General features: G+C 34.2%; 21 protein-coding genes and 1 riboswitch. Of the genes, 1 reads left to right on the top strand and 20 read right to left on the bottom strand.

From position 1 onward, the window contains the following. Nucleotides 1–59 precede the first annotated feature (59 nt). From CYJ72_RS00245 to lysA, 7 genes are all read right to left on the bottom strand, one after another. A complete protein-coding gene (locus CYJ72_RS00245) occupies nt 60–449 on the bottom strand; it encodes a GtrA family protein (RefSeq protein WP_284630017.1) in 390 nt (129 codons plus the stop codon). After that, nucleotides 446–3,331: a YfhO family protein gene (locus CYJ72_RS00240; RefSeq protein ID WP_284630015.1), complete on the bottom strand. Its 2,886-nt coding sequence runs from the start codon at nt 3,329–3,331 to the stop codon at nt 446–448. The genes CYJ72_RS00245 and CYJ72_RS00240 overlap by 4 nt, the downstream gene beginning before the upstream one ends. Continuing rightward, a complete protein-coding gene (gene pgfS, locus CYJ72_RS00235; protein WP_284630013.1) occupies nt 3,331–4,305 on the bottom strand; it encodes a glycosyltransferase PgfS in 975 nt (324 codons plus the stop codon). The genes CYJ72_RS00240 and pgfS overlap by 1 nt, the downstream gene beginning before the upstream one ends. Nucleotides 4,306–4,477: 172 nt before the next feature. Beyond that, the gene (locus CYJ72_RS00230) at nt 4,478–6,490 is read right to left on the bottom strand and encodes a DUF2079 domain-containing protein (protein WP_284630012.1); all 2,013 of its coding nucleotides are present in this window, start codon (nt 6,488–6,490) and stop codon (nt 4,478–4,480) included. Between the two features lie 727 nt (nt 6,491–7,217). After that, nucleotides 7,218–7,991 (bottom strand): 4-hydroxy-tetrahydrodipicolinate reductase, encoded by a 774-nt coding sequence (gene dapB / locus CYJ72_RS00225; RefSeq protein WP_284630011.1) that lies wholly within the window; start codon nt 7,989–7,991, stop codon nt 7,218–7,220. Nucleotides 7,992–7,993: 2 nt separating this feature from the next. Next, on the bottom strand, nt 7,994–8,890 hold the full coding sequence (dapA, locus tag CYJ72_RS00220) for a 4-hydroxy-tetrahydrodipicolinate synthase (protein WP_284630009.1): 897 nt from the start codon (nt 8,888–8,890) through the stop codon (nt 7,994–7,996). 313 nt (nt 8,891–9,203) lie between these two features. Further along, nucleotides 9,204–10,499, bottom strand: a complete 1,296-nt coding sequence (gene lysA / locus CYJ72_RS00215; protein WP_284630007.1) for a diaminopimelate decarboxylase — start codon at nt 10,497–10,499, stop codon at nt 9,204–9,206. A gap of 84 nt (nt 10,500–10,583) precedes the next feature. Next, nucleotides 10,584–10,730: riboswitch (Lysine riboswitch) on the bottom strand. A 192-nt stretch (nt 10,731–10,922) separates the two neighbouring features. On the opposite strand from lysA, the gene CYJ72_RS00210 reads away from it, so the two are divergent. Continuing rightward, nucleotides 10,923–11,909, top strand: coding sequence for an aspartate-semialdehyde dehydrogenase (locus CYJ72_RS00210; protein ID WP_284630006.1), 987 nt, complete (start codon nt 10,923–10,925; stop codon nt 11,907–11,909). 66 nt (nt 11,910–11,975) lie between these two features. Here CYJ72_RS00210 and CYJ72_RS00205 read toward each other — a convergent pair whose 3' ends face one another. The 13 genes from CYJ72_RS00205 to CYJ72_RS00145 form a co-directional block, all read right to left on the bottom strand. Beyond that, nucleotides 11,976–12,578, bottom strand: coding sequence for an ECF transporter S component (locus CYJ72_RS00205; protein WP_284630004.1), 603 nt, complete (start codon nt 12,576–12,578; stop codon nt 11,976–11,978). 18 nt (nt 12,579–12,596) lie between these two features. Beyond that, nucleotides 12,597–12,893: a HesB/YadR/YfhF family protein gene (locus CYJ72_RS00200; protein WP_284630003.1), complete on the bottom strand. Its 297-nt coding sequence runs from the start codon at nt 12,891–12,893 to the stop codon at nt 12,597–12,599. 131 nt (nt 12,894–13,024) lie between these two features. Then, on the bottom strand, nt 13,025–13,660 hold the full coding sequence (locus CYJ72_RS00195) for a response regulator transcription factor (RefSeq protein WP_066123941.1): 636 nt from the start codon (nt 13,658–13,660) through the stop codon (nt 13,025–13,027). 8 nt (nt 13,661–13,668) lie between these two features. Then, nucleotides 13,669–14,727, bottom strand: coding sequence for a sensor histidine kinase (locus CYJ72_RS00190; RefSeq protein WP_066123944.1), 1,059 nt, complete (start codon nt 14,725–14,727; stop codon nt 13,669–13,671). Further along, the gene (gene liaF / locus CYJ72_RS00185) at nt 14,724–15,470 is read right to left on the bottom strand and encodes a cell wall-active antibiotics response protein LiaF (protein ID WP_066123947.1); all 747 of its coding nucleotides are present in this window, start codon (nt 15,468–15,470) and stop codon (nt 14,724–14,726) included. The genes CYJ72_RS00190 and liaF overlap by 4 nt, the downstream gene beginning before the upstream one ends. A 135-nt stretch (nt 15,471–15,605) precedes the next feature. Continuing rightward, entirely contained in the window at nt 15,606–16,085 is a 480-nt protein-coding gene (greA, locus tag CYJ72_RS00180) for a transcription elongation factor GreA (protein ID WP_066123950.1), read from the bottom strand. A 72-nt stretch (nt 16,086–16,157) separates the two neighbouring features. Further along, complete coding sequence (gene udk, locus CYJ72_RS00175; protein ID WP_431606498.1) at nt 16,158–16,781, bottom strand: uridine kinase; 624 nt, start codon at nt 16,779–16,781, stop codon at nt 16,158–16,160. Nucleotides 16,782–16,899: 118 nt separating this feature from the next. Beyond that, nucleotides 16,900–18,159 (bottom strand): endolytic transglycosylase MltG, encoded by a 1,260-nt coding sequence (mltG, locus tag CYJ72_RS00170; RefSeq protein WP_284629995.1) that lies wholly within the window; start codon nt 18,157–18,159, stop codon nt 16,900–16,902. Nucleotides 18,160–18,389: 230 nt separating this feature from the next. Next, nucleotides 18,390–18,692: a DUF1292 domain-containing protein gene (locus tag CYJ72_RS00165; RefSeq protein WP_066123959.1), complete on the bottom strand. Its 303-nt coding sequence runs from the start codon at nt 18,690–18,692 to the stop codon at nt 18,390–18,392. Nucleotides 18,693–18,706: 14 nt separating this feature from the next. Further along, nucleotides 18,707–19,147 carry a Holliday junction resolvase RuvX gene (gene ruvX / locus CYJ72_RS00160; RefSeq protein ID WP_066123961.1) on the bottom strand — a complete coding sequence of 147 codons (441 nt, stop codon included), beginning with the start codon at nt 19,145–19,147 and terminating at the stop codon, nt 18,707–18,709. Beyond that, a complete protein-coding gene (locus CYJ72_RS00155) occupies nt 19,147–19,413 on the bottom strand; it encodes an IreB family regulatory phosphoprotein (protein ID WP_066123963.1) in 267 nt (88 codons plus the stop codon). The genes ruvX and CYJ72_RS00155 overlap by 1 nt, the downstream gene beginning before the upstream one ends. Nucleotides 19,414–19,939: 526 nt before the next feature. Then, nucleotides 19,940–22,597 carry an alanine--tRNA ligase gene (gene alaS, locus CYJ72_RS00150; protein ID WP_284629990.1) on the bottom strand — a complete coding sequence of 886 codons (2,658 nt, stop codon included), beginning with the start codon at nt 22,595–22,597 and terminating at the stop codon, nt 19,940–19,942. A gap of 367 nt (nt 22,598–22,964) precedes the next feature. Next, on the bottom strand, nt 22,965–23,768 hold the full coding sequence (locus tag CYJ72_RS00145; RefSeq protein WP_284629988.1) for a Cof-type HAD-IIB family hydrolase: 804 nt from the start codon (nt 23,766–23,768) through the stop codon (nt 22,965–22,967). Nucleotides 23,769–24,096: the final 328 nt, after the last annotated feature.

The following is a 24,096-nucleotide window of genomic DNA, read 5'->3' as shown; positions in this document are numbered from 1 at the left end:
TCCTAAAATAAAACCATTTCAGTGTTATTCTACTTTCTTTTATTAATCGAGTTACCAATCTATTTTTGTTCTAACCAAATTTTTCTCATGGCAAAGTTGATACACATCACTACAACAGCGGCCATTATATTAGCATAATTGGCATTAATCCCTAATATTTCAACTGTAAACCATAATAAAGCTAAAGTAATCAACATGCCGATGACACTTAATAATACAAACAATTGAAATTCACGGCCTTTTTCTGCTTCTGAATATTTACTAACAAAAACATATTTCATACTTAAATAATAATTAAAGATGGTGGCAATGACAAAAGCGATAAATTTCGCTAAGATGTACCATACACCAAAAGCATTAAATAAAGTATAAAAAATGATCCAGTCAATAACCGTCGCAATGACGCCCACAATACCGAATTTAATAATTTGTTCGAATAAATTTCTCATCGATTGACCACAGGCTTTCTTTTATTTTTCTCTAGTAAACTATACACTATCAAGCCTAAAATTGAAAGACCTGTTATCATCCACCCAATACTCCAACCGTCTGGTGTAAACTTCATTTCAATTTCGTGAGTTCCTTTAGTAATTGGGAATGAAATAAAGGCACCCCAGGTCTCTTTGATTGGCACTTCTTGGCCATCAACGGTCACGGTCCAACCTTGATTATAGGGAATCGAAGTCATCATATAACGACTATCATCGGTAATGTTAACCGTCCCTTTCATAAAGGTATTCCCCCACTCGGTCACTTTCATCCCTTGTTGTTTACGATGAGCGATGATTTGTTCACTAATGCTTTGATCAGCTGTAATCACGTACATATCTGTTAAATCAAGTTCCTTCGTCGTTCCTAACGTTAAGACCATTTCTTGTGTTTGGCCTTTTTGTTTATTAGCAATATTCCATAATTGCTGACCATCAAATGAATGTTGATAATCATACCAACGACCATTCAACTTAATTTCAGTCTTTCCACCTTTTTGGCGTTTTAAAGCTAAAGGAGCATTAATATAATAAGTTGCATCTGTTTGTGGTGTAAAGGTAAATTTAATTTCACCCTTTTGGCTTTCATCTATTTTCTTATAGATAACTTTACCAGAAGCTGTTTCTTCTTTTTTAACATTAGTTAATTCAATGTTCTCAAATAGGTAGGATTTAAAGACTTGTAATTCCTGTCCACTGATGGCCGATAGAATTTGATTATGCGTATGGGCAACTTGGTTGGGATGAATTTCTAAATTCACGGTCTGTTCATTGACACCAAAAGCTATTGGCAATACATTCTGATTTTCATATATTTTAAAGCGTTCATCTTCCCAATATAATTGATAATAATCGAGTAAATCACTACGGGTAGAATTACGATGGAAGAATCGACGATTTGGATATTGTTGGACATCCTCATTCGTATAATCTTGATAATCCACAACATAACGAATACCATAAAAAGCATCCATAAAGGCGGTTCCGTTACCATAGAAGCTCGAAGCATTACTGCCTGAATCCCCTACTGCTGTCATGAAATTTAAGGTAGAACGTTCCATATTTGAACTAAAATGTGTCATCCCTGGATAATCAAACATGAAAGGATCATTTTTACTTCGTTCAAACATTTTATTAATACGGTAAAATTCTCCCTCTTTACTTGGTCGGATTAAATCGATTACCGGTAAAACGGATAATTGTGCATCTCTAAATTTTGAAGCATCGTCATAATTCATTCGACTTTGAACGATATAAGCATTAACTCCTAATTCAAAAATAGTGAGTAAACTAATCACTAAATAACTCGATTTTTTAAAGCCAAAAGCTAAAATGAATAAGAAAAAAATCCAAATCGCGAGAGATAAGGTTTGTAATTTAACTAAATAATCAAAATGATTTAATAATGAAACGGCAATAAAGATTAGGACCGAACCGCCTATCATGGCGATTAATCGTTGTCGTCCAATATGACGGTATTTGTACAATGAGAATATAAATAATACGATTAACACTCGTAAAATTAATGCTAAATAATTTTCCAATAATGGTACTACTTCACTCGTTGCATCAAAATTGAAAAATGAAAATTCATTTGAATAGGTCCATTCAGCGGCTAAATAGATAAAGGCCGAAGAAACCATAACTAATGGCCAACTGACACTGCGCCAATTATGAAGGCCACGATAAGTTAATAAGACCATGAAGAATGAAATAATCCATGAGAATCGATAAAAGAAACCAGCCGGTGTTTGGCCCATATGCCAAATTTTATTGAAAAATAAATTAACAATCGAAATGAAAAAGACCGCAAAGACAAACACAGCCGCTATTTTTTGTTTTTTAGAGATAGATCGATTCGCAAAGAATACGCCAGTACCAAACAATCCTAAACTGCCGACAAAGATATTGGGTAAATTAGGGCCTGCTGGCCACGATTGACTGTCAAAAGCACCAATCATTAATTTTGCCAGAGCATCTAGAGGATTGATTTGCATCTTCCATTCGAAGGTTAATTGGCTGCCGTAAGCACCTTTAGAAATTAATAAATCCATGAATACGGGATATAATAACCACATCACCATCCCTGCCCCTAAGATAGCGTAGATTGCTGCTCTTAAAATGCGTAATAAGGAGGTTTTACTAAATAATTGGCGACTTGACATATAAAATATCGTATATAAGATAACGAATAAACAAATCATGTAGCCCATATAATATTGTAAGAATAAGGTTAAAGCAATGATTAACGCAAATTTATACCCTTTGCCACCGTCTAATACTTCTTCTAGGGCTAAAATGACCAATGGTAACATGATCATCCCGTCGTAAAAAATGATATTCATTTGATAAGCTACTAAAAAACCTGCTAAGGCATAAACAGTTGACAACAATGGCACTAAGAAACGACGATCATTTAAATGACCATTGTAACGTTTTATGAGTAAATGGGCGAATGATAAGGCAATAAAGCCATAACGTAAACCAATAATGATAGTCGTTGCTAAGCGAAATTCACCCGCTGGCAATAACGCGTAGATTAAATAAAATGGACTCATTAAATAGTAAGCCCAGTTACTGATCATTGTGCCACCAATTGATTTAGAAAATGAATAAAATAAATTACTTAAATCCCCTGTCCAAAGTGTTCGTTTATACAAACGAAAGAAATCGATATATTGCTGTCCAAAATCGACTGACATTAGGGTTTCGTCTCCAAATGGGTAAACTCCCATAAAGGCCCATACGACCAACATAATCGCAATTGGTAAAATAAAACTTAGGATATAGAGTCCTTTTTTCGTTTGATATAATTGATTAAATTTTTTTGTTATTTGTTCCACTATCTCAGTTCCTTGTCTTTTACTTGAATATTAGTTTCTTCTACAATAAAGTGCGGGCGTCTTTTGACCTCATAGTAAATTTTTCCTATATATTCACCTAAAATTCCAATCGAGATTAATTGCACCCCACCAAATAATACAATCGCAAATAAAGTGGTGAAATAGCCGCTAATTAAACGACTCGGATCAATTAACCAAATAATAAAATGCCATAATAAATATAATACGCCTAAAGAGACACAAATTAATCCTAAATTGACACAAATTCGTAAAGGTCTATCATTGAATGATAAAAAAGCATCAATCGCATAATTCAATTTATTCTTCAAGCCAAATTTAGTTGAACCGCCCTCACGGACTTGATTTTCATACTCGATAATCTTTTCTTTATACCCTACCCAAGACACTAGGCCTTTGGTAAAACGATTATACTCAGGTAAGCTTAAAATAGAATCGACAACATTACGACTCAGGAGTCGAAAATCAGAGACCCCTTCAGAAATATGGACATCCATTAAACTATTGAATACTTTATAAAAGTGTTGTGAAAAGAAGGAATCAATCTTGCCTTCTCCTTCTCGTGATCGACGAGCAGATACGATATCATACCCTTCGAAATAGCCTGTCAGCATTTCTTCCACTACTTGAGGGGGATGTTGGAGATCGCCGTCCATTAAAACGACCGCATCGCCAGTTGCATATTGAAATCCGGCTAATATCCCTGACTCTTTACCGAAATTGCGACTAAAACTAATATATTTTACACGACTATCGGAATTAGCCAGCTCTTTTAATAGTGGTAATGTTTTATCTTTACTACCGTCATTGATATAGACAAACTCTAATTCAACTTCTTTATTTTGTTCTGCTTTAAATTTTTGACTTATTTCTGTTAACACTTTACTGACTGTTTCATGAGTCAATAAAATCATTTCTTCTTCATTATACATCGGTATAACTACAGATAATTTCATTGTAATTACCCCTTTCGAAAAAAATTCCCATAATTAAACTTTACCATATTTTACCCTAGAAAAAAAAGAATATAAAATTTAATGGATAAAAACCTTTCAAGTCCCCTGAGCTCCTCATCATTATTTGACTGAAACTAATTTTGGCTAACGTCAATGTATCACTTGTCCGGTTCTATTCTTGATTAACAGGTTGAGCGGCTTTTTCTAAAATTAAGATAAAATCACTTGATAACTCACTACTGACATATCCTTGTTCCATATATTGATTGACAATTTTAGCTTCCTTACTGCTATCATTTAATAAGTTATATTCAAATACAATATAATCCAGCTCATGATCAACCTCTCCATTTTTATGGTAAAAAAGATCATATACTTCATGGCGGTCAGCTAGAGCTGTTGTGTAATTAGAGAGGGAAGCGACTTTAGCTGTTGCTGGTATGTTAGCTAAAGTAGTTTTTATGCCCTCATAGTGAACTTGATTTTCTTGATAGGTTTGCCATTTATCCATTTTAGGCAAAATTAAGCGTATTTGTAAGCCTGAAGATACAATAAGAGCAAACACTAGCAATCTTTTAGCTGTTAAAGATAGTCGCTTCCGTGGATCTTTTAACATTTCATAAATAGCAATCATGAATAATAAAAACAAGAATGTGCTAGAACCATAATGATATTGCTTAAACAAATCAACCTGGTACGGCCAGTCACTCAATAAATTAATCACTAATAATGGCAATAATAATACATAATTAATCAAATGTTTTTGAAATAATGGTAATAAGCCCAATGAAAATAATAAAGTCGCTATATAAATTGTTTTTCGATAGGTAAACACACTGGCAATCGTATAGACCGGATTTTTCAATGCGTTCATCACAGCAAATTTTAATCCTTCTTGATCACCAATCATAAAATTAGCAAAACGTGACGTCATCGCCCCGGTACCAACCGTTTCTAAATAATGAATGACACTGACAAAATAAATGGAAGGCAATAATAAACAAACGATCGCAATCGTCCATTTCGTTGATTTTGTAAAGTTAAACGATTGTTGAAATAGAAAATAAATCCCTAAACTCAAAATATAAATCGTAGCATCTTCCTTAATAATTAAAGTTAAAATAGTAAATAAAACAATTAAAACTTTATTCTCAATTAAAACAGCGTAAAATAACCATAACAGCATCGGTGCTAGAAAACAGTTTTCGTGATAGTCATACAAATGTCCTGTCGTCAAACTAGGGAATAATAAATAGACTAATAGTAAAAGATAGGTAAAGGTCTGACTAAAAGACAAACGTTTAGCAATTAAATAAACCGGAACAACACCAGACGCAACCAATAATATTTGACTAACTTCTAACGTTTCTGCATAAGGTAATATTGAATAAATTGGCAATAATAAATAATGGATGGGTGAAAAATGCACTGAAAAATGAGATAAAAGACGATCACGTTCAAGTGTCGTGACTGGCCCCGCCCCATTTTTCATATTAGCAAACATTTGCGTAAAAATTCCCATATCAAAAGTCGGTGTCTCAAATATTTTTACTTTTGCGATCATGATGGTAGAAAGTAGTAGAATTTGCGACACGAATATCATTCCTACCACTATGGGCAGGTGTTTTTTGGATTTTTCTAACCATCGTAGTTTGTTTTTGAAAAATAATAACGCTCCTAATAAAACACTTGATGACAGGATGACCATCAAACTATTTTTTTCATTTTTAGTTAGCTTGACTAGAAACTTTTCTGCTATCGCAACCTCTGACGGATTAAACATAAAATAAATCGCCATTAGCATCAGCAAGATGATACCCAATAAATAGATATCGCTATATCTTTTTTGATTGAGGCGTCTATATAAATAAGCAACAAATAGCACTAACAGTGACCCTAAAGTAACCATCATACTTTTACTCAGCAAAGCAAAAATATTAAAAAAGAGCATGAACAACATGATAAACAAACGTTCACGCCATTCTTCTAATTTAAATAGTTTTTCAAATAAGAAAAGTCCTCCCGTGATCACTGAACAACTAATGATGACCATCAAAAAAGAAATATCATTATCTAAATTTCCATATAAACCATATTGTTGTTGTGTAAATATTGAGATTATCGCATAAATTAAATACCCATTTAAAAATGGTAAATAAACATCTGTTTGTTTTATCTTAATCATAAGTTATTTATTCATCCTTAGTATAATAATTTGATTAGCATTTCAATCTTATCTTTAACATCAAAGCTAGTCAAGATTTGAGCTATAAAATTAATATTAATGCAATCTTATTATTATTTCTTTAATAGTTAGTGATTGATGTATATCGCGTTGTGTCTTTAAGTGCTAGTAAGACAAACTTCACTGCTGACTTTTCCACTATTTTAAAGCTAGCTGTTTTTCAAAGGTGATTACTAGCAACCCTTTCATCATAAAAAAGGCATAAAACAAACGTCTTTCTTAACGTGTTTTATGCCTCTTATTATGATACTAATCTTCAGTTTTCCTAGCTCGTCAATGAAGCTGGCCATAATCTTGAAAAATTCAGTCAAGTGATTGCTCGATAATTAAAAGCCCAGTGGTTGAGTGGCCTCAAACAGCGTCTTAATGAGGTTAAAGATAAATTTGGTAAACTCAATCAAGTTATTGTTATTAAATTAAAAGCGCAGTGGTTGAGTGGCATCAAACTGCGTCTTAATGACTTGTTTGATACCTACCCAACTGTGCGGGGGTGGACAGACAAAGCGAAAATCATTTGATTTTCTACTTCTGGTCCACTCCCAACTGTGCGGGGGTGAACAGACGAAGCGAAAATTATTCAATTTTCTACTTCTGGTCCACTCCCAACTGTGCGGGGGGCAGACGAAGCGAAAATTATTTAATTTTCTACTTCTTGCCCACTCTCTATCTAGCGCATCAAATCACTCATGGTATATAGCCCCGCTGGTTGTTGTAATAAAAATTCAGAACAAGCTATTGCACCTTGGACAAATAACTCTTTATTGTTTGCCTGATGTTTTATTTCAATGACTTCATGATGATTGGCAAATAAGACAATATGTTCCCCTACAATATCACCACCACGAATCGCATGGATCGCTATTTCTGAATGTGGGCGACCTTCTCCAATTCCACTGCGACCATAAATAACTTCTGTTGTCTCTTCAATTGCAAGTTGTGCCGCTTCTAGTAACATTAGTGCAGTTCCACTAGGAGCGTCTTTTTTATAGCGGTGATGTTTTTCAATAATTTCAATATCATAACCTAATGGATATAATGTTTTGGTTAATTGATAAATCGTTTTTTGAACGACAGCCACACCAATACTTGTATTATTAGTGTCAAAAATAGGTACATATTGACTAGTATCTTTCACTAACGAAAGTTGCTCGTCTGAAAGACCGGTAGTTGCCAGTAAAAGTGGTAATTGTTGCTCCTTCACAAATTGTAACAACTCGTTAGTTAATGAGGGTGAAGAAAAATCAATGACTATATCAGGTTTAATGGATTGTCCTGCTACATATTCTTCTAACTCTTTAAAATTATAAAAAACTGGAAATAATTCATCTTTTTCCGGACTCTTTTGTAATCCGGCATAAATTTCAATATCTTGTGTACTTTCGGCATATCGGATGATTGCTTGTCCCATTGCACCACTCGATCCAATGATTATTATTTTCATCTTCATTCTCCCTTTTGATAATGCTTAACTACTGGTAACAAACTTTCGAGTTCTTTTTTAACTTGTTCACTCGGTTCCCATAATGGTAAACGATAGGCATTTTGATTATACCCCATTAAATGCATCAAATATTTAACTGGAATGGGATTCACTTCTACGAATAAACTATCAATTAATCTCGCATAATCATTTTGTAATTTATGTGAGGTCTCGGTATCACCTTCAAAATAACTTTGACATATTTGATGCGTTTCTTGTGGTAAAACATTCGCTAAAACCGAAATGACGCCTTTGCCTCCTAAAGCCAAGATATCATAAATCAGGTCATCATTGCCAGAATAGATGGCAAATTGATTTAAATCGACTTGTTCAGCTAAAGCTTTGGTATAGGCTAAATCGCCCGTTGCGTCCTTAATGGCTACAATATTTGGATGTTGCGCTAATTCAACAACTTGTTCAACCGATAAGACTGCTCCAGTTCTTCCAGGTACATGATATAAAATAGTTGGAATCGAAACAGCATCAGCAATTTTAGTAAAATGCAATAACATTCCCTGATGATTCGCTTTATTATAGTAAGGCGTCACTAATAATAAGGCATCGGCTCCCGCTACTTGTGCTTTAGTACTTAATTCAATGGTATGTCTTGTGTCATTAATCCCTGTTCCAGCAATAATCGGTATTTTTCCTTCTACCACTTCAACCGCACGTTTAATAAGATTTATTTGTTCTTCGTCTGTCAATGTAGAGACCTCACCAGTCGTTCCGGTAATAACTAATGCATCGGTTTGATTTTCTAAATGAAAGGTTAACAATGTATCAAAAGCTGGCCAGTCAATGGCACCTTTTTCATCAAACGGTGTAATCAATGCTACTGCGGATCCTGTAAATATTTCCATTATTATTTCCTCCTATATTTTTTGTCAGTAATGTTGCGTTTTTAGCGTTTTAATGTTTTAATTTTTTAGTGCTTTTGGAGTATTTAGCGTCTTTTTAGCGCTATTAGACTTTTCAACGTTTTAGCGTTATTTTCTTTTTCAACGCCTTATTCAAAAGGCAATGGTTTTCAACTTTTAATTAGATTGTCCAATTGCTTTGGCCATCACCTTTTATATTTTGCGCATATTTTTATTATTTTGGCTTTCTATCATGATGCTGTTCAAGCAACTTTTATGCCTGTTAACGTATCGACGTTGTCAATAAACACGTATTTTAATCCAATTCATTTTTCATCATATCTTCAAACGTTTCACGTTTTACGGTTAAACGATGATGCGCGCCATCAATATGAATCATGGCTGGGCGAGTGAGTCGATTGTAATTGCTAGCCATCGTATAATTATATGCTCCGGTTCCATTAACCAATAATAAATCACCTGTTGCTGCTTGTGGCAGTGTTATGTTTTCAATTAATTTATCGCCACTTTCACAAGCTTTACCTGCGACAGTGTAATCAATAGTTGCTGATTCGGTAATTTTATTGGTAATGGCTGCTTCATATTGCGCCTGATACAAAGCTGGTCGAATATTATCACTCATTCCGCCATCAACAAATAGGTAATGTTTGCCACTAACAGTATCTTTTAAATCACCAATTCGATATAAAGTACTACCAGAAGCATTCACTAAAGAGCGACCAGGTTCGATACAAATTTTATTTAATTGTAAACCTAGTCTGTCACTTTCTTTTTCAATATATTTTACAAATTCAGGTAAAAATTCAGCCATCTCGAAGGGCTGGTCTTCTTCCGTGTAATAAACTCCAAAACCTCCACCAAAATTAATTTCAGTAATCGGATAAGTCGTTTTTTCTTGTGATGTTTGAGCAAATTCCATCATAGCCAATGAAGCTTTAAAAAAAGACTCACGTTCAAAGACTTGACTGCCGATATGACTATGAAAACCAACAAAATTCAAAAATCGACTTTCATGTAATTGGGTAATGAGTTCAAAAATTTGGTCATCGAAAATACTTTCACCGAATTTGGAGTCTAAACTAGCTGTTTGTATATATTGATGCGTATGAGCTTCCACACCAGGATTTATTCTCAATAGTACTTTCGGTCGTTTATTCATTTTTTCAGCAATTTGCTCTAAACGACTGGCTTCCATGCGATTATCCAATACAATCGTCCCTACTTCATTTTGTAAGGCGTATACTAATTCTTCATCCGATTTGTTATTGCCATGAAAATACATTTTATTAGGATTCACTCCCGCCGCTAAACCAACAAAGATTTCACCCGCGCTGACAACGTCCTGTCCTAATGGCGATATTGCGATTATTTTGGCTATGGCTTTCGTCAATAAGGATTTAGAAGCAAATAGCACTTGTGTTTCAAATAAGTCTGAATGAAAATTTTCTGTATAAGACTCTATTCTTCTGCGAAAACTAGCTTCATCAAAAATATATAAAGGTGTTCCATATTGATTCGCTAACTCCTGATAAGAATGACCAGAGTGAACTAATTCGTTATTGGCAATGGTTTGGTAACTTTCAAGTTTCATGTTTTTCCTCCATATAAACAAAACGACCACAAACATCTAGGTTCGCGGTCGTCAAATAAAAATAGTCTGATTTTCCCTGTCCTAGTTAATGATTGCACTTTCTAATAAACTGGACGGTTCATTAGAACAGTGACAAACTTATTCAGCTTGCCCCCAACAACAATAGCGTTGTTTCGGCGAAATCCCCTTTCCCTTTTAGGTACTCTTGTCATCCGCGCCTCGCACAAAAACTTATTCAATTGAGTTTACTATAACAATCTTCACGATATAAGTCAAACAATATTAAAGAATAATGAAAAACACGAACGGTTATACTCGAATATAGATGTTTTTAATTATTTTCTAATATTTACTTGACTTATTTTCTATTTATAGTATTTTAAATATTATCGGTATGCTATAAAGCATAGAGGAGGAATCATCATGACAAAAAAATATAATGTTGCGATATGTGGCGCAACGGGTGTTGTTGGACGCAAAATGATTCAAGTCTTGGAAGAAAGAAATTTTCCAGTGAATCAACTCTATTTATTTGCTTCAAAACGTTCCGCAGGTAAAACACTAACTTATAATGGTGAGCCCGTCACCATTCAAGAATTAACAGAGGACTCTTTGAAGGCTCCTATTGACATCGCCTTATTTTCAGCTGGTGGCGAAACATCATTAAAATATGCGCCGATTGCGGCCAAAAATGGTGTCTTCGTCATTGACAATAGTTCAGCATGGCGCATGGATGACACGGTTCCTTTAGTAGTACCTGAAGTGAATCCGCAAGCATTAAAAGCTGATAGCAAAATTATTGCTAATCCTAATTGTTCAACAATCCAATCGGTAGTGCCTTTAATTGCTTTAAAACCTTATGGCATCAAACGGATTGTTTATACAACTTATCAAGCCGTTTCAGGTGCTGGTAAAGAAGGGATTAGTGATTTAGAAAATCATGAGACCAATAAGTTTCCTTATTCAATCAATGATAATGTCTTACCACATATCGATACCTTCTTAGAAAATGGTTATACTAAAGAAGAAATCAAAATGATCAAAGAAACGCAAAAAATTCTAGAACAACCAGACTTAAAAATAACAGCTACTTGTGTGCGTGTACCCATTCACACTTCACATGCAGTGTCAATTAATATTGAGTTAGAACAATCATTCAATTTAGATGATATTCGTCAAGCCTTCAATGATTTAGACGGTGTCATCGTGCAAGATGACCCACAACATAATCTTTATCCCCTACAATCAAAAGCAACGGATCATGATGGGGTGTTTGTTGGTCGTATTCGCCGAGATGAATCAGTTGCTAATGGACTTAATCTTTGGGTCGTCGCTGATAATTTAAGAAAAGGAGCTGCGACTAATACCATTCAAATTGCAGAATCTTTAATTGAACAAAAACTTATTTAAGCATTAAAATAGCTAGTGTGGAGATGCTAATCAAAGCATCTCCACACTAGCTATTATTTTATATCATTATTTTCTTCTTGAACTATATTTAACGGCCGCTAGTAATGGCGGTGTCACAATTCCTGAGAATAAAAATTCTGGCACCCCATTTGAGATAACAATCCCCCATAAGACTTTCCATAAATGGGCTGATGTGTCCGCACCTAAAGCTTGCATGCCCCCATTGACTCTAAATAAACCAATAAAGCCTAACACAATGGCTGTATTAAGTAATGAACCTAATGCACCTAATAAGATATGGACCATCTTCGAATTTTGTAGATTTTTGCTCAAATTATAGTATATAGCACCAATAATTAAAGGCATTAAAAATCGTGGCAAAACTGAAATAATCGGTGAATTAAATACCATTGCCGCCATTAAAGAATTCGGCATAATTAAGGCTCTTAACCAACTATTAATCCCCCAAAATGTTCCAACTAGAACGCCTTCTTTAATCCCTAACCAAAGCGTTGCGACAATCACGGTCACATGAACAATCGTGACTGATAATAAAGGTGTATTAATATTGCCTAAAAAAGGGACCCAAGTTTGAATAAAGACTAATGCAAAAAATAATCCTAATTTAACAATATTACTCGTTTTCGAATTTGAATATGTTTTTTCCATTTTACCTCATCCTACTATTTATATTTTTTTATAAACATATTTTGGCTCTTGCAATTTTTCATCAAAATCGACCATTAAATCATAGCCTTCAAAATACCATTGATCATTTTCTTCAATAAAGAAAAGCACTTCGTTGTCTGTTACTGTAGAAACAATCGGATTTAAAGGTTGATCGGGTTCAATTCCAATTGTAAAACCATCATTGATTGGACTTGTGCCATAGATTCTCGTTTTAAATCGGATACCAAATCCTTCATTTAATCCTACTTCCTCTTTAAACCATTGGGCAGCTTTTGGATTAACCATAATTTGCATTGATTATAACTCCCTTTAACATTTTATTTACTATTTTCCATTATACTCTTTTTAAAGCGCTTTTTGTAGCGAAAAACATTAATTTGCAAAAAATAATATATAAAATATTATTATAAAAATGAAATACCTGCTTATGGTTCGATTAAATTATGTTTAAAAGCATAAATGGTTGCTTGGGTCCGGTCTTCTACTTCTAATTTTGATAAGATATTGCTAACATGGGTTTTAACTGTTTTTAGGGTAATAAACAATTCATCGGCGATTTCTTGATTGGAATACCCTTCACCAATTAATAATAAGACTTCATATTCACGACTGGTAAGTTGATCATGCGGTTTAGGTAGACTATCATAATGTTGTTTATCTAATATTTTATCTGAAACTTCTTTTTCGATCACAGTATCCCCTTGGTATGTAGCACGAATCGCATCTGCTATTTCATTCGCAGAGGAGGTTTTGAGTAAATAACCACTGGCTCCACTTTCCATAGCTGGAAATACTTTTTCATCATCCAGAAAAGAGGTCACAATAATAATTTTCGCCTCCGGCCATTCAGCCACAATTTTTTTAGTAGCTTCAATGCCGTCCATGACATCCATCACTAAATCCATTAAAATAATATCGGGTTTCAATTCTAGCGCTTTTTGGTATCCTTGTAGACCATTTTCTGCTTCGGCTACTACTTCTATATCGGGTTGAACCATTAAATAAGATGTCACTCCTAAGCGCACCATTTCATGATCATCTACTACTAAAACTCGTATCATACATTTCCCTACTTTCTGTTAATTGGTATTTTAATATCAATGACAGTCCCCTGATTTGGTAGACTGTTAATTTGAATGATGCCCCCAAGACTTGCGATTCTCTCACGCATATTGGTCAAACCATAGCTGCCAACTTTTTGATTGGCTTTAGTATCAAATCCTTTACCGTCATCGATGATTTTTAATTGCACATTGTCATCTATTTCATGTAAATAAACCTCGAATTTGGTTGCTCGTGCATGTCTTAAGGTATTGGATATCGCTTCTTGAACAATTCGAAATAAATGATCTTCAATGCCACTTTCTAAGCGAATCTCATCTAATTCCCAGTAAACAACTTGAGGGATTTTAGGTTTTAACTCTTTTAATAACTGAGTAATTCCTTCTTTTAGTGATTTATCGGATAGTTCAATCGGTCTTAAATGAAGTAATAATGCTCGCATTTCAGTTTGGGCATTATTAATAATTTCCTCAACTTTGGCTAATTGTTTTTGCGTGGGTTGTGGCATTTCTTTAGCACTCGTTTCGTTAATGGCTGATAACATCATCATTGAGGCAAATAACTGTTGACTTACTGAATCATGTAATTCACGCGCTATTCGCTGACGTTCCTGTTCGATAATTTCTTCTTTAGTTTCGGTACCAACAAAGGTAGGCGCCGCTGAAAATTCTTGTAAATCTGTTGAAATTTGGACTATTTTATCTCTTAACGTTCGAATATCTTCATCAACTACTTTATAAGGTTCATACCAATTAGGTGTTTTTTTCTCAGTTGAAAATGCTGGGTGTTGATATTTGCCTAATATTAACCAATTGATTTTCGCGTGGATATTTTCATAGGGTTCACTCAAACCAATCGAATACACAAATGAGCAAAACATTGAAACAATAAATATAAAGCTAAAAATAACTCCCCATAAATTAAAGTTCCAAAAAATATTATAGGTTAATACCGACCACTCTATGACTTGCATACCTTCAATTAAAATTAACAATAACAAGATCACTGTTGTCATCAAAATCAAAAAATGAGAGATAAATAATTTAAACCATAAACGTAATGTCATAAGCGAATGACCTCCACGTCTCCAAAAACTGAAGAAATCATAATTTTAAGTTTACGATTATTTTTTTGGTAATCTGGACTTTCCCATAAAAAACTATCGTTTAACAAAGAAAATTCATCTTGTTCGTAAATAACTCGTCCGTTGATTAAACTGATATTCATTTTCAACGCTATTTCGTGAGGCACAATGACTCGTGTCCGTCCGAATAATTTACGAATAACCACCACATTTTCTCCTTCAGGTAAGATGGTTCGTCCCAAATCAATAATCGAATCTCCTCCAAGCGCCACAATATTAATATCATCCCACTCAAATATTTCTTTTTCTTCATATTGTTTAACAATTGATTTTTTATAGACTAAACTACGTTGTTCAATCTGAGGTCTGACAACTTTAACACCGACATAAGCTTTATTGTTTTTAAAAGGATAAATGTATGATTCACGAAACCAAATTATTTCATTTCCTTCTTTCGTTTGAAAAATGGCTAATAATAATAAAACGATTAGCATAAAGCCTAAAAAAGCATATGAATCAATTAAAACATTACTTAAAATAAATAATCCTAAAAAGAATAATATATTTCGTTTAATACCTACTGAAATAAAAAAAGAGCCAACCATTAACGCAATCGCACCTATAAAAAATAGAAAATTGCGAATATTACTAAATAAATCAAAAGCAACTAGCGCTAATGAGATGGCCACAAATATCCAAATATATTTTTTCAACCATTTACGCATAGTGCACCTCCATTATATTATACAAGTTTATTATCCATTAATTTGGTAAAAGACTCAATAGACTTTAGTCGGAAAATAAAAAAAGTGAAGCATACTATTCGATAAAAACAGTATTCTTCACTTCTTAAATAACTACTATTTTTTTGAAACTTTTACTACTTTTACGTCAAATGAGCCACCAGGTGTTTCCACTGTTACCGTATCATTCACTTTGGTTCCTAATAAAGCAACTGCAATAGGTGATTCATTGGAAATTTTAGCTTCTAATGGATCTGCTTCGGCACTCCCCACGATAGTATAAGTTTCTTCTTCTCCGTCTGGTAATTCAATAAATGTAACGGCACGTCCTAAAGTCACAACATCATCAGCTACATCTTTATCATCAATAATTTCTGCAAAACGAATCATATTTTCTAAAGTTGAAATACGTCCTTCGACGAATGCTTGTTCATCTTTAGCAGACTCATATTCTGAGTTTTCAGATAAATCACCAAAACTTCTAGCGATTTTAATACGTTCGATAATTTCTTTTCTTTTTACTACTTTTAACTCTTCCAGTTCAGCTTCTAATTTAGCTTTCCCTTCATGTGTCATTGGAAATACTTTTTCTTCCAATCTGTCTCCTCCTAATACAACTTAATGTCAAAATTTAGTGTTATCATAACACGTTCCTATATGTTTGTAAATTTAATTTTCTAAAATAGATCTAACCTTGGTGGCTAATAAATCGATGGCCACTTGGTTATAACCGCCTTCTGGAATAATGATATCGGCATAACGTTTAGTGGGCTCAACAAATTGATGGAACATGGGTTTAACCACTTCAACATATTGATTAATCACTGAATCAACGGTTCTGCCACGCTCATTAATATCGCGTAAAATTCGACGAGCTAAGCAAATATCACTATCAGTATCAACATAAATTTTAATATCTAATAAATCTCTTACTCTTTTATCATCCAAGATCAAGATGCCTTCAACAATAATTACATCTCTTGGCTCTTGATGAATTGTTTCCGTACTTCTGGTGTGGTTTGCAAAATCATAAACCGGTTTATCGATTGTTTCACCCTTCATTAGTTTTTCTAGATGTTCGATAAACAGATCGTTATCAAATGCTAATGGGTGATCGTAATTAGTCTTTAATCTTTCCTCGGATGGTAAATGTGTTTGATCTTTATAATAAAAATCTTGTTGCAAAACGAGTATCGACATTTCTGAAAATATTTCTAAAATGCGTTTACTAACACTGGACTTCCCACTACCTGACGCACCCGCTACACCAATGACAATTGGTCTCTTGGACATTATTGAATTACCCCCAATTAAAATATAAAGGAAGGTTGGCGAGATTTCTCGACCAACCTTCAAGTTAAAATATAACTAAATTTTAACCGTATTTGCTTATAACACTAACATTAAACCATTATTCTGATGATTCGTCAACTACTTCTGGCATAGTTTCTTCATTTTCAGGTGATAATGTAGTAGTTTCTGGTGATTCTGATTCATTTTCATTCTCACTTTGAGCCCGTTCTATCGATTCTTGACGCTTATTCACATATTCTTCAACCAAGGCATCATGCTCTTCAATAGTGGCAGAATAATAAATATCACCAGTATCTAAATCCGCCACAAAGTAATAATAATCATTCCATGTTGGATTGAGCACTGCTTGTATCGCTGACATACTTGGTGAATTAATAGGCCCTGGGGTCAATCCATTATACATGTAAAGATTATAAGGTGAATCTACCTGCGTATCCTCAATCGTTACAAATTCTTTATGCGTATCTAAGGCATAGAGTACGGTAATATCACTTTGAATCGGCATCCCTGCTTCCAAACGGTTAAAGAATACCCCGGCAATCATCGCCCGATCTTCATCCGTTACGCCTTCACGTTCAACAATCGAAGCTAGCGTTAAAATTTGATGATAGGTCATCCAATGAACGTCCACTTGTTCACGTACTTCTTGAAAACGTAAATTCGCCGTTTCAACCATTTTAGTAATTAATTCATCGGCACTCATACCGGCTATATAATCATACGTAGCTGGATATAAATACCCTTCTAAAATAAAGCGCACCCCTTCATGGTCCTTAATCCCTTCCATCAATGAAGGGAATTTGGTGATTAAACTATCGATAAAGGTTTCATCATTGACTGTTTTTAGAAAATCTTCTTCCGTGATGGAAGTATTTTCAGATACTAATTTTGCGATGTCTTTAACTTGCATACCTTCTATGATCGTAATCTTTTTGTCCGCATCCACAAAAATTGGTTTACCACCCGCTTTTATTTGCTCGATGATTTGATCAGCATCCATTGTTTGACTAAATTCATAAGTTCCAGCTTGTAAGTCAGATAGGTTTTTTGATCTCACATAAAATCTAAAAATCTCAGCATTTTTAATTAAGTTATTTTCTTTTAATATATTAGCAATATCTGAACTTGAACTGCCGATAGGGACTGTCACTTCTACCTTTTCACTATTATCAGGGTTTACTGGTTTTAATGATTGAGAATAATACCAATAAAAACCCCCCATCGTTAAGAGTAAGGCGATTGTAATCCCTAATATGATGAATTTTACAATTCGATTTGTCCATTTTTCTTCTTTTAAACTAAGAGTTTCACGTTTTTTAGCTTCTTCTCTCAATTTTTTCCAATCTATCTTACCCACTTAGTACCTCCTACAAGGCTTTTTTAAAATTATATCAAATTTTGAAAATGATAGCTATTAATAAATAGTTACAAATTGATGTTATATATTGATATAAATGCTAAAAAGAGCAGAGAACCCAATTTTAGTGATAAAAATTGGATTAGACTCTACTCCATCATAGTTGATTAAAAATAACTTTGATTAACTATTTATAAATTCAATGATTGCACTAAAGTTATTAAGAATTATTACTCATCTTCTTCGGCTAAGAATGTATTTAAGACTTCCTCAACCATATCCCATTCAGCATCCGTTTCAATTGGACCTAATGCACCAGAAGTGCCATCTTCTTGCTCAACATATGAAAATGCTTGTAATTCAATATCTTCATCGTCTGATGCCCCTGCAGGATAAACTAATACATAACTTTTACCGTAGTCATCAGAATCAAAAGTAAATAAAATCTCGTATAAAGATTCATTTCCCTCTTCATCAATGATCGTAATATACTCATTTTCATCGTGTTCATGATGATCGTGTGTATGTGGCATAAATAATTGCTCCTTTATAATTTACTCTTTTTATCTAAATAATTTTGCAAAATAATCACTGCCGCCAACTTATCAATGACTTGTTTACGTTTCTTTCTTGAAACATTCCCCTCATCGATTAACATTCTTTCAGCTTGGCTAGTAGTTAAACGTTCATCTTGAAACTCAATCTTGATTTCTGGCATTAAATCTTTCAATCTGTCGCCATAGGTACGACTCGCTTCCACCCGTGGTCCTTCAGTATTGTTCATATTTTTGGGTAATCCAATCACAACGGTGTCGACATCATATTCTCTAATCAGACTCATTATTCTTGAATAACCAAAATCGCCACTGGTTTCATCGATTCTAATAGTTTCTAAACCTTGAGCAGTCCATCCCAATAAATCACTAACCGCAATTCCTACAGTATGACTGCCAACATCTAGTCCCATAGTTCGTTTATATTTTGCCATTATAATTCTTTATCTTGATGGGTAATGTAATAAGTCAATACTTTCTCTAAAATCTCATCACGTTCATGACGTCGAATTAAATTTCGAGCATCATTATGACGCGGAATATAGGCTGGGTCTCCAGATAGTAAGAATCCAACGATTTGATTAATCGGGTCATACCCTTTTTCTTCTAAAGCAGCATATACTTGCTCAAGTGTCTCACGAACAGTCTTTTTATTTAAATCATCTAATTTAAACATAATTGTTTCGTCTAAAGTTTGCATAATTTCACCATCCCTTTCATTGTTAATATTATACACCATTTTTTTAATTTTTGACAATTATAATTAAATTGTACAAGAATTATCGTAAAAAGAGTGAAATTTTTGGGCTTTTTCTCTAAAAAACAGCAATTCTCTCCCACTCTGTGTGTTATTACAATGCTATCTTATCATAAATTCAATCTTAATTGCTAACTATTTGATTTTATGTTTCAATCAATTTAAAAGTCTGCACAAAAAATGATTAATTCATTCAAGTGATTGTGCATTAATACTCATTGCAGTGCTTGGATGATAGTACCCTATGTTTTAAAGACTAATTTTAATACAATAGAACTGTTCGGTGTGCTAGACAGACGTAACGAAAATCAAGCGATTATCTCATTTTGGCCATTGACTAAAAAAAGAGTAGCAAGCACAATCCTCGATTATCCTTCACTACTCTTTTAATCATGGTATTAATCCATTAAGTTTCTATTTACAGTCTCTTATGGAGCATAAACTATTTCATTGAGCTGGCATTTGCCTCTTACGATTCAATCACTTCGGCTAATAGTGTTGGGATTTGTTCCATTAAGTTTGGAATTTGGTCGGGTTGTTTACCTCCCGCTTGAGCCATTTGAGGACGTCCGCCACCGCCACCGCCAACAATTTTAGCTAATGGTTTAATTAAATTACCTGCTTTAAGACCACTTTGAACCGCTTCGTCAGACACAAAGACCATCATATTGACTTTATCTTCAGCCACTTTGGATACTAAGACTAAGACATCTGAAACTGCTTTTTGACGCCAAACATCCCCTAATTGTCTTAAAGCGTCCATGTCTTGGCCATCTAGATTAGCTTTAATTACTTGATATTCACCAATGGTCGACACATCGTTAAAGATGTCATCCGCGCCTTGCTGTAATAATTTGCTATTAAGTGACTCTATTTTACTGTGAGCATCTTTTAATTCTTGTTGAATTTGTTCGATGCGGTTAAGTAATTGACTCGCTTGCGATACTTTTAATACCTCTTGAACATCATTTAATAACTGTTCTTGATCTTGGTAATAACGAATCGCTGCACCTGCTGTGATCGCTTCGATACGACGAATACCAGCCCCAATCCCTGATTCAGATAATAATTTAAATGTCCCAATTTCTTGAGTATTTGATACATGAGTACCACCACATAATTCAATAGAAGAATTACCAATATTGACGACGCGTACAATATTACCATATTTTTCACCAAATAATGCCATAGCACCTAAAGCTTTAGCCTCATCGATTGGCATCTCACTAATGTCCACATCGATAGCCGCTTGAATGTTTTGGTTAACATGTTGCTCAATGAGAACCAATTCCTCTTCCGTCACTTTACCAAAATGAGAGAAGTCAAAACGTAGACGATCTGGTCCAACATAAGAACCAGCTTGATTAGCATGACTGCCTAACACATCTTTAATTGCTTTATGTAATAAATGCGTTGCGGTATGATTCTTATTAGTATTGATACGATGTTGACGATCTACAGCTAAAGTATAAGATTGCTCCTCATTCAAAGGTAGAGCTTTCGTTTGAATTAAATGCATAAACTGACCATTAGGAGCTTTTTTAACATTTAAGACTTCACCTAAAATTTCTTCACCATCAAAAATATAACCTTTATCCGCAATTTGGCCACCCATCTCAGCGTAAAACGGACTACGATTGAAGATAACCCATCCTTGACTTTCTTTTGGTAATTGATCAATGCGTTCATTATCTTGTACGATGGCTTTAATCGTAGCGTTGCTAGATAATTGTGTGTAGCCAACGAATTCAAATTCAGATTCGATATTACGGAAGACATCTGTTTGTACACTCATACTTTCCTCATTTGAACGAGCTGCACGGGCACGTTCACGTTGAGCTTCCATTTCCACTGCAAAACCTACAGTATCCACTGTAAATTGATTATCAGCTGCTAATTCTTCTGTTAATTCTAATGGGAAACCAAATGTATCATATAATTGGAATGCTTGTGGTCCTGAAATTTCTGTTTCGTTGTTTTGTCGAGCTGTTTCGATGATATCTAATAAGTGTTTTTCACCTTCTTCAATCGTTTCATGGAAACGTTCTTCTTCATTTAAGATTACTTTTTGAACAAATTCCATATTTTGATTTAGCTCTTGATAATAATCACCCATTATTTCCACGATAATTGGGACTAATTTTGATAAGAATTTAGTCGTGATTCCTAATTTTCGCCCATGCATCACGCTACGACGGATTAAACGACGTAAAATATAACCGCGACCTTCGTTGGATGGTAAAGCCCCATCACTAATAGCAAACGTTACTGCACGAATATGATCCGCAATCACTTTAAAACTTACTTGCTTATCGCCAGCACTTTCATATTTAATGCCATCCGTTAACTTCGCTATCGCATCAATAATTGGTATGAATAAGTCGGTTTCAAAGTTTGTTGGAACATCTTGAATAACCGAAGCCATCCGTTCTAATCCCATACCCGTATCGACGTTTTTATTTGGTAATGGTTGGTAAGTATCATCTGGTAAATGGTTAAACTCAGAGAATACTAAATTCCAAATTTCTAGCCAGCGTTCATTTTCTCCACCTGGATAATTTTCAGGGTCATCAGCCGCTAGATTATTGTATGCTTCACCACGGTCATAAAAAATTTCTGTATCAGGACCACAAGGACCCGCTCCAATATCCCAAAAATTTTCTTCAACCGGTACTAGATGATCCGCAATAAAACCTGGTTGTTGCTTCCAAATCTCAGGGGTTTCTTTATCTTCTGGATAATATGTCATGTATAATTTTTCTGGTTCAAAATTTAACCATTTTTCCGAAGTTAAAAATTCCCATGCCATCGCAATGGCCTCTTCTTTAAAATAATCTCCAATTGACCAATTACCTAACATTTCAAATAAAGTATGGTGACGTGCAGTATAACCCACATTTTCAATATCATTGGTACGGATACATTTTTGTGAGTTGGCAATCCGTGGATTGGAAGGAACTTCGGTTCCATCAAAATATTTTTTTAGTGTCGCTACACCTGAGTTAATCCATAATAAGGTGGGATCATTGACAGGGATTAATGAAACACTCGGACGAATTTCATGTCCTTTTTCAGCAAAGAAATCTAAATACATTTGACGAATTTGATTGCTTGTTAATTTTTTCATGCTGTTCTCTCCTTAAAAATATAAAAAGAACCGTTATATACAAGGGCGTTTTATCGCGGTACCACCTTGCTTATAACGATTCATCATTATCTCTTTCTTATTCTTTAACGCAGAATTTACGCTAATTTTTCAATTAGTAAAAACATGAGGTAGCATTAATTTGAATGATATCTTTCACCTGACGATATCTCTCTTTAAGCACAAATTAATATGTCCTTTGTCTTCTACATTATAGTTGACTAAAGCCTGCTATGTCAAGCCTTATTCAAACAAACAAAAAGAGTCTTTTTGTTGGATTGTTTCTATTTTGACTGTTAAAAATAATTTCATTAAGGTTTCCCAATAGATTGATTTAAGCTAGTTAATATTAAGGGAAATATTTATCAATAATCGGAATTAAGCCGTCTTCATCATTAGATAAAGTAATTTCATCAGCTAATGACTTCAAATAGTCGGTAGCATTGCCCATCGCAACCCCTACTCCTGCTATTTCAATCATCGCTGCATCATTATTACCATCACCACAAGCTAAAACATTTTCAGTTGTATAGCCTAAGTGCTCTACTAATGTTTCAATCGCGGTTCCTTTATTAACTTCTTTATGCATAAACTCAATAAAAAATGGTAATGAAGTAGTAGCATAAGTATGTTGCCCAAATTTACCTTGTAATTCTTGGTCACAACGCGCCACATCTTCTGGTTTACCTACACCGATAAATTTTAATTGTGGTGTGTCAATATTAGCAATATATTCCGCATCATAACGCATTGGTAACTTTGTTAAATAAGCTTCAACATCCGAATTTTCACGTTCTTTATCAACAACAATCGAATCTTTATCGTAAGCGATGACCGATAAATTGTTTTTCTGTAAATACTCAATGATGTCTTTTTGTTCTGAAACTTCTAGACGCTTATTATAAAGTTCCTTTTCATCACTCATACGCGTAATAACGGCACCATTAAATGAAATAATATACGATTCGTTCGCATCTAAATGTAAATCTTTGGCCGTTTTTAACATTGAAGCTGTAGGACGACCACTAGCTAAAACTAAAATATAGCCTTTCTTTTGTAATAACATTAATTTATCACGAGTCGCTTCAGTTAGTTGATTGGTACTGGTTAATAAAGTGCCGTCGATGTCTAAAATTAAAAATCTGTAATCCATAATACGCTCCTTTAGTACAATTTGCCACTTTATTATACCCAATTATGCCAAAAAGGTAAACAAAAGCAAAACCTTACCCATTTTTGTAAAAATAAGCCTCCATGATGAAGATTTATTTTTCTGCAAACAGCCAAGGCTTATCTTAGTGCTAAGAAAATAATGTCGTTTAAGTCTGATGTTCCTTGCAAGACTAAAGTGTGATATAAATTACAACATATCACGATAACCGGAATTACAAGTTTTAGATATGACAAAATTACAACCTATCACGATGACGCAAAATTGACTTTTACGCGATCAAAACATATCACGATGACGCCCACTACAA

This window comes from Globicatella sanguinis (assembly GCF_002847845.2).
In the GTDB taxonomy this organism is placed as follows: Bacteria; Bacillota; Bacilli; order Lactobacillales; family Aerococcaceae; genus Globicatella; species Globicatella sanguinis.
This window is presented reverse-complemented; position numbering and strand designations above follow the sequence as displayed.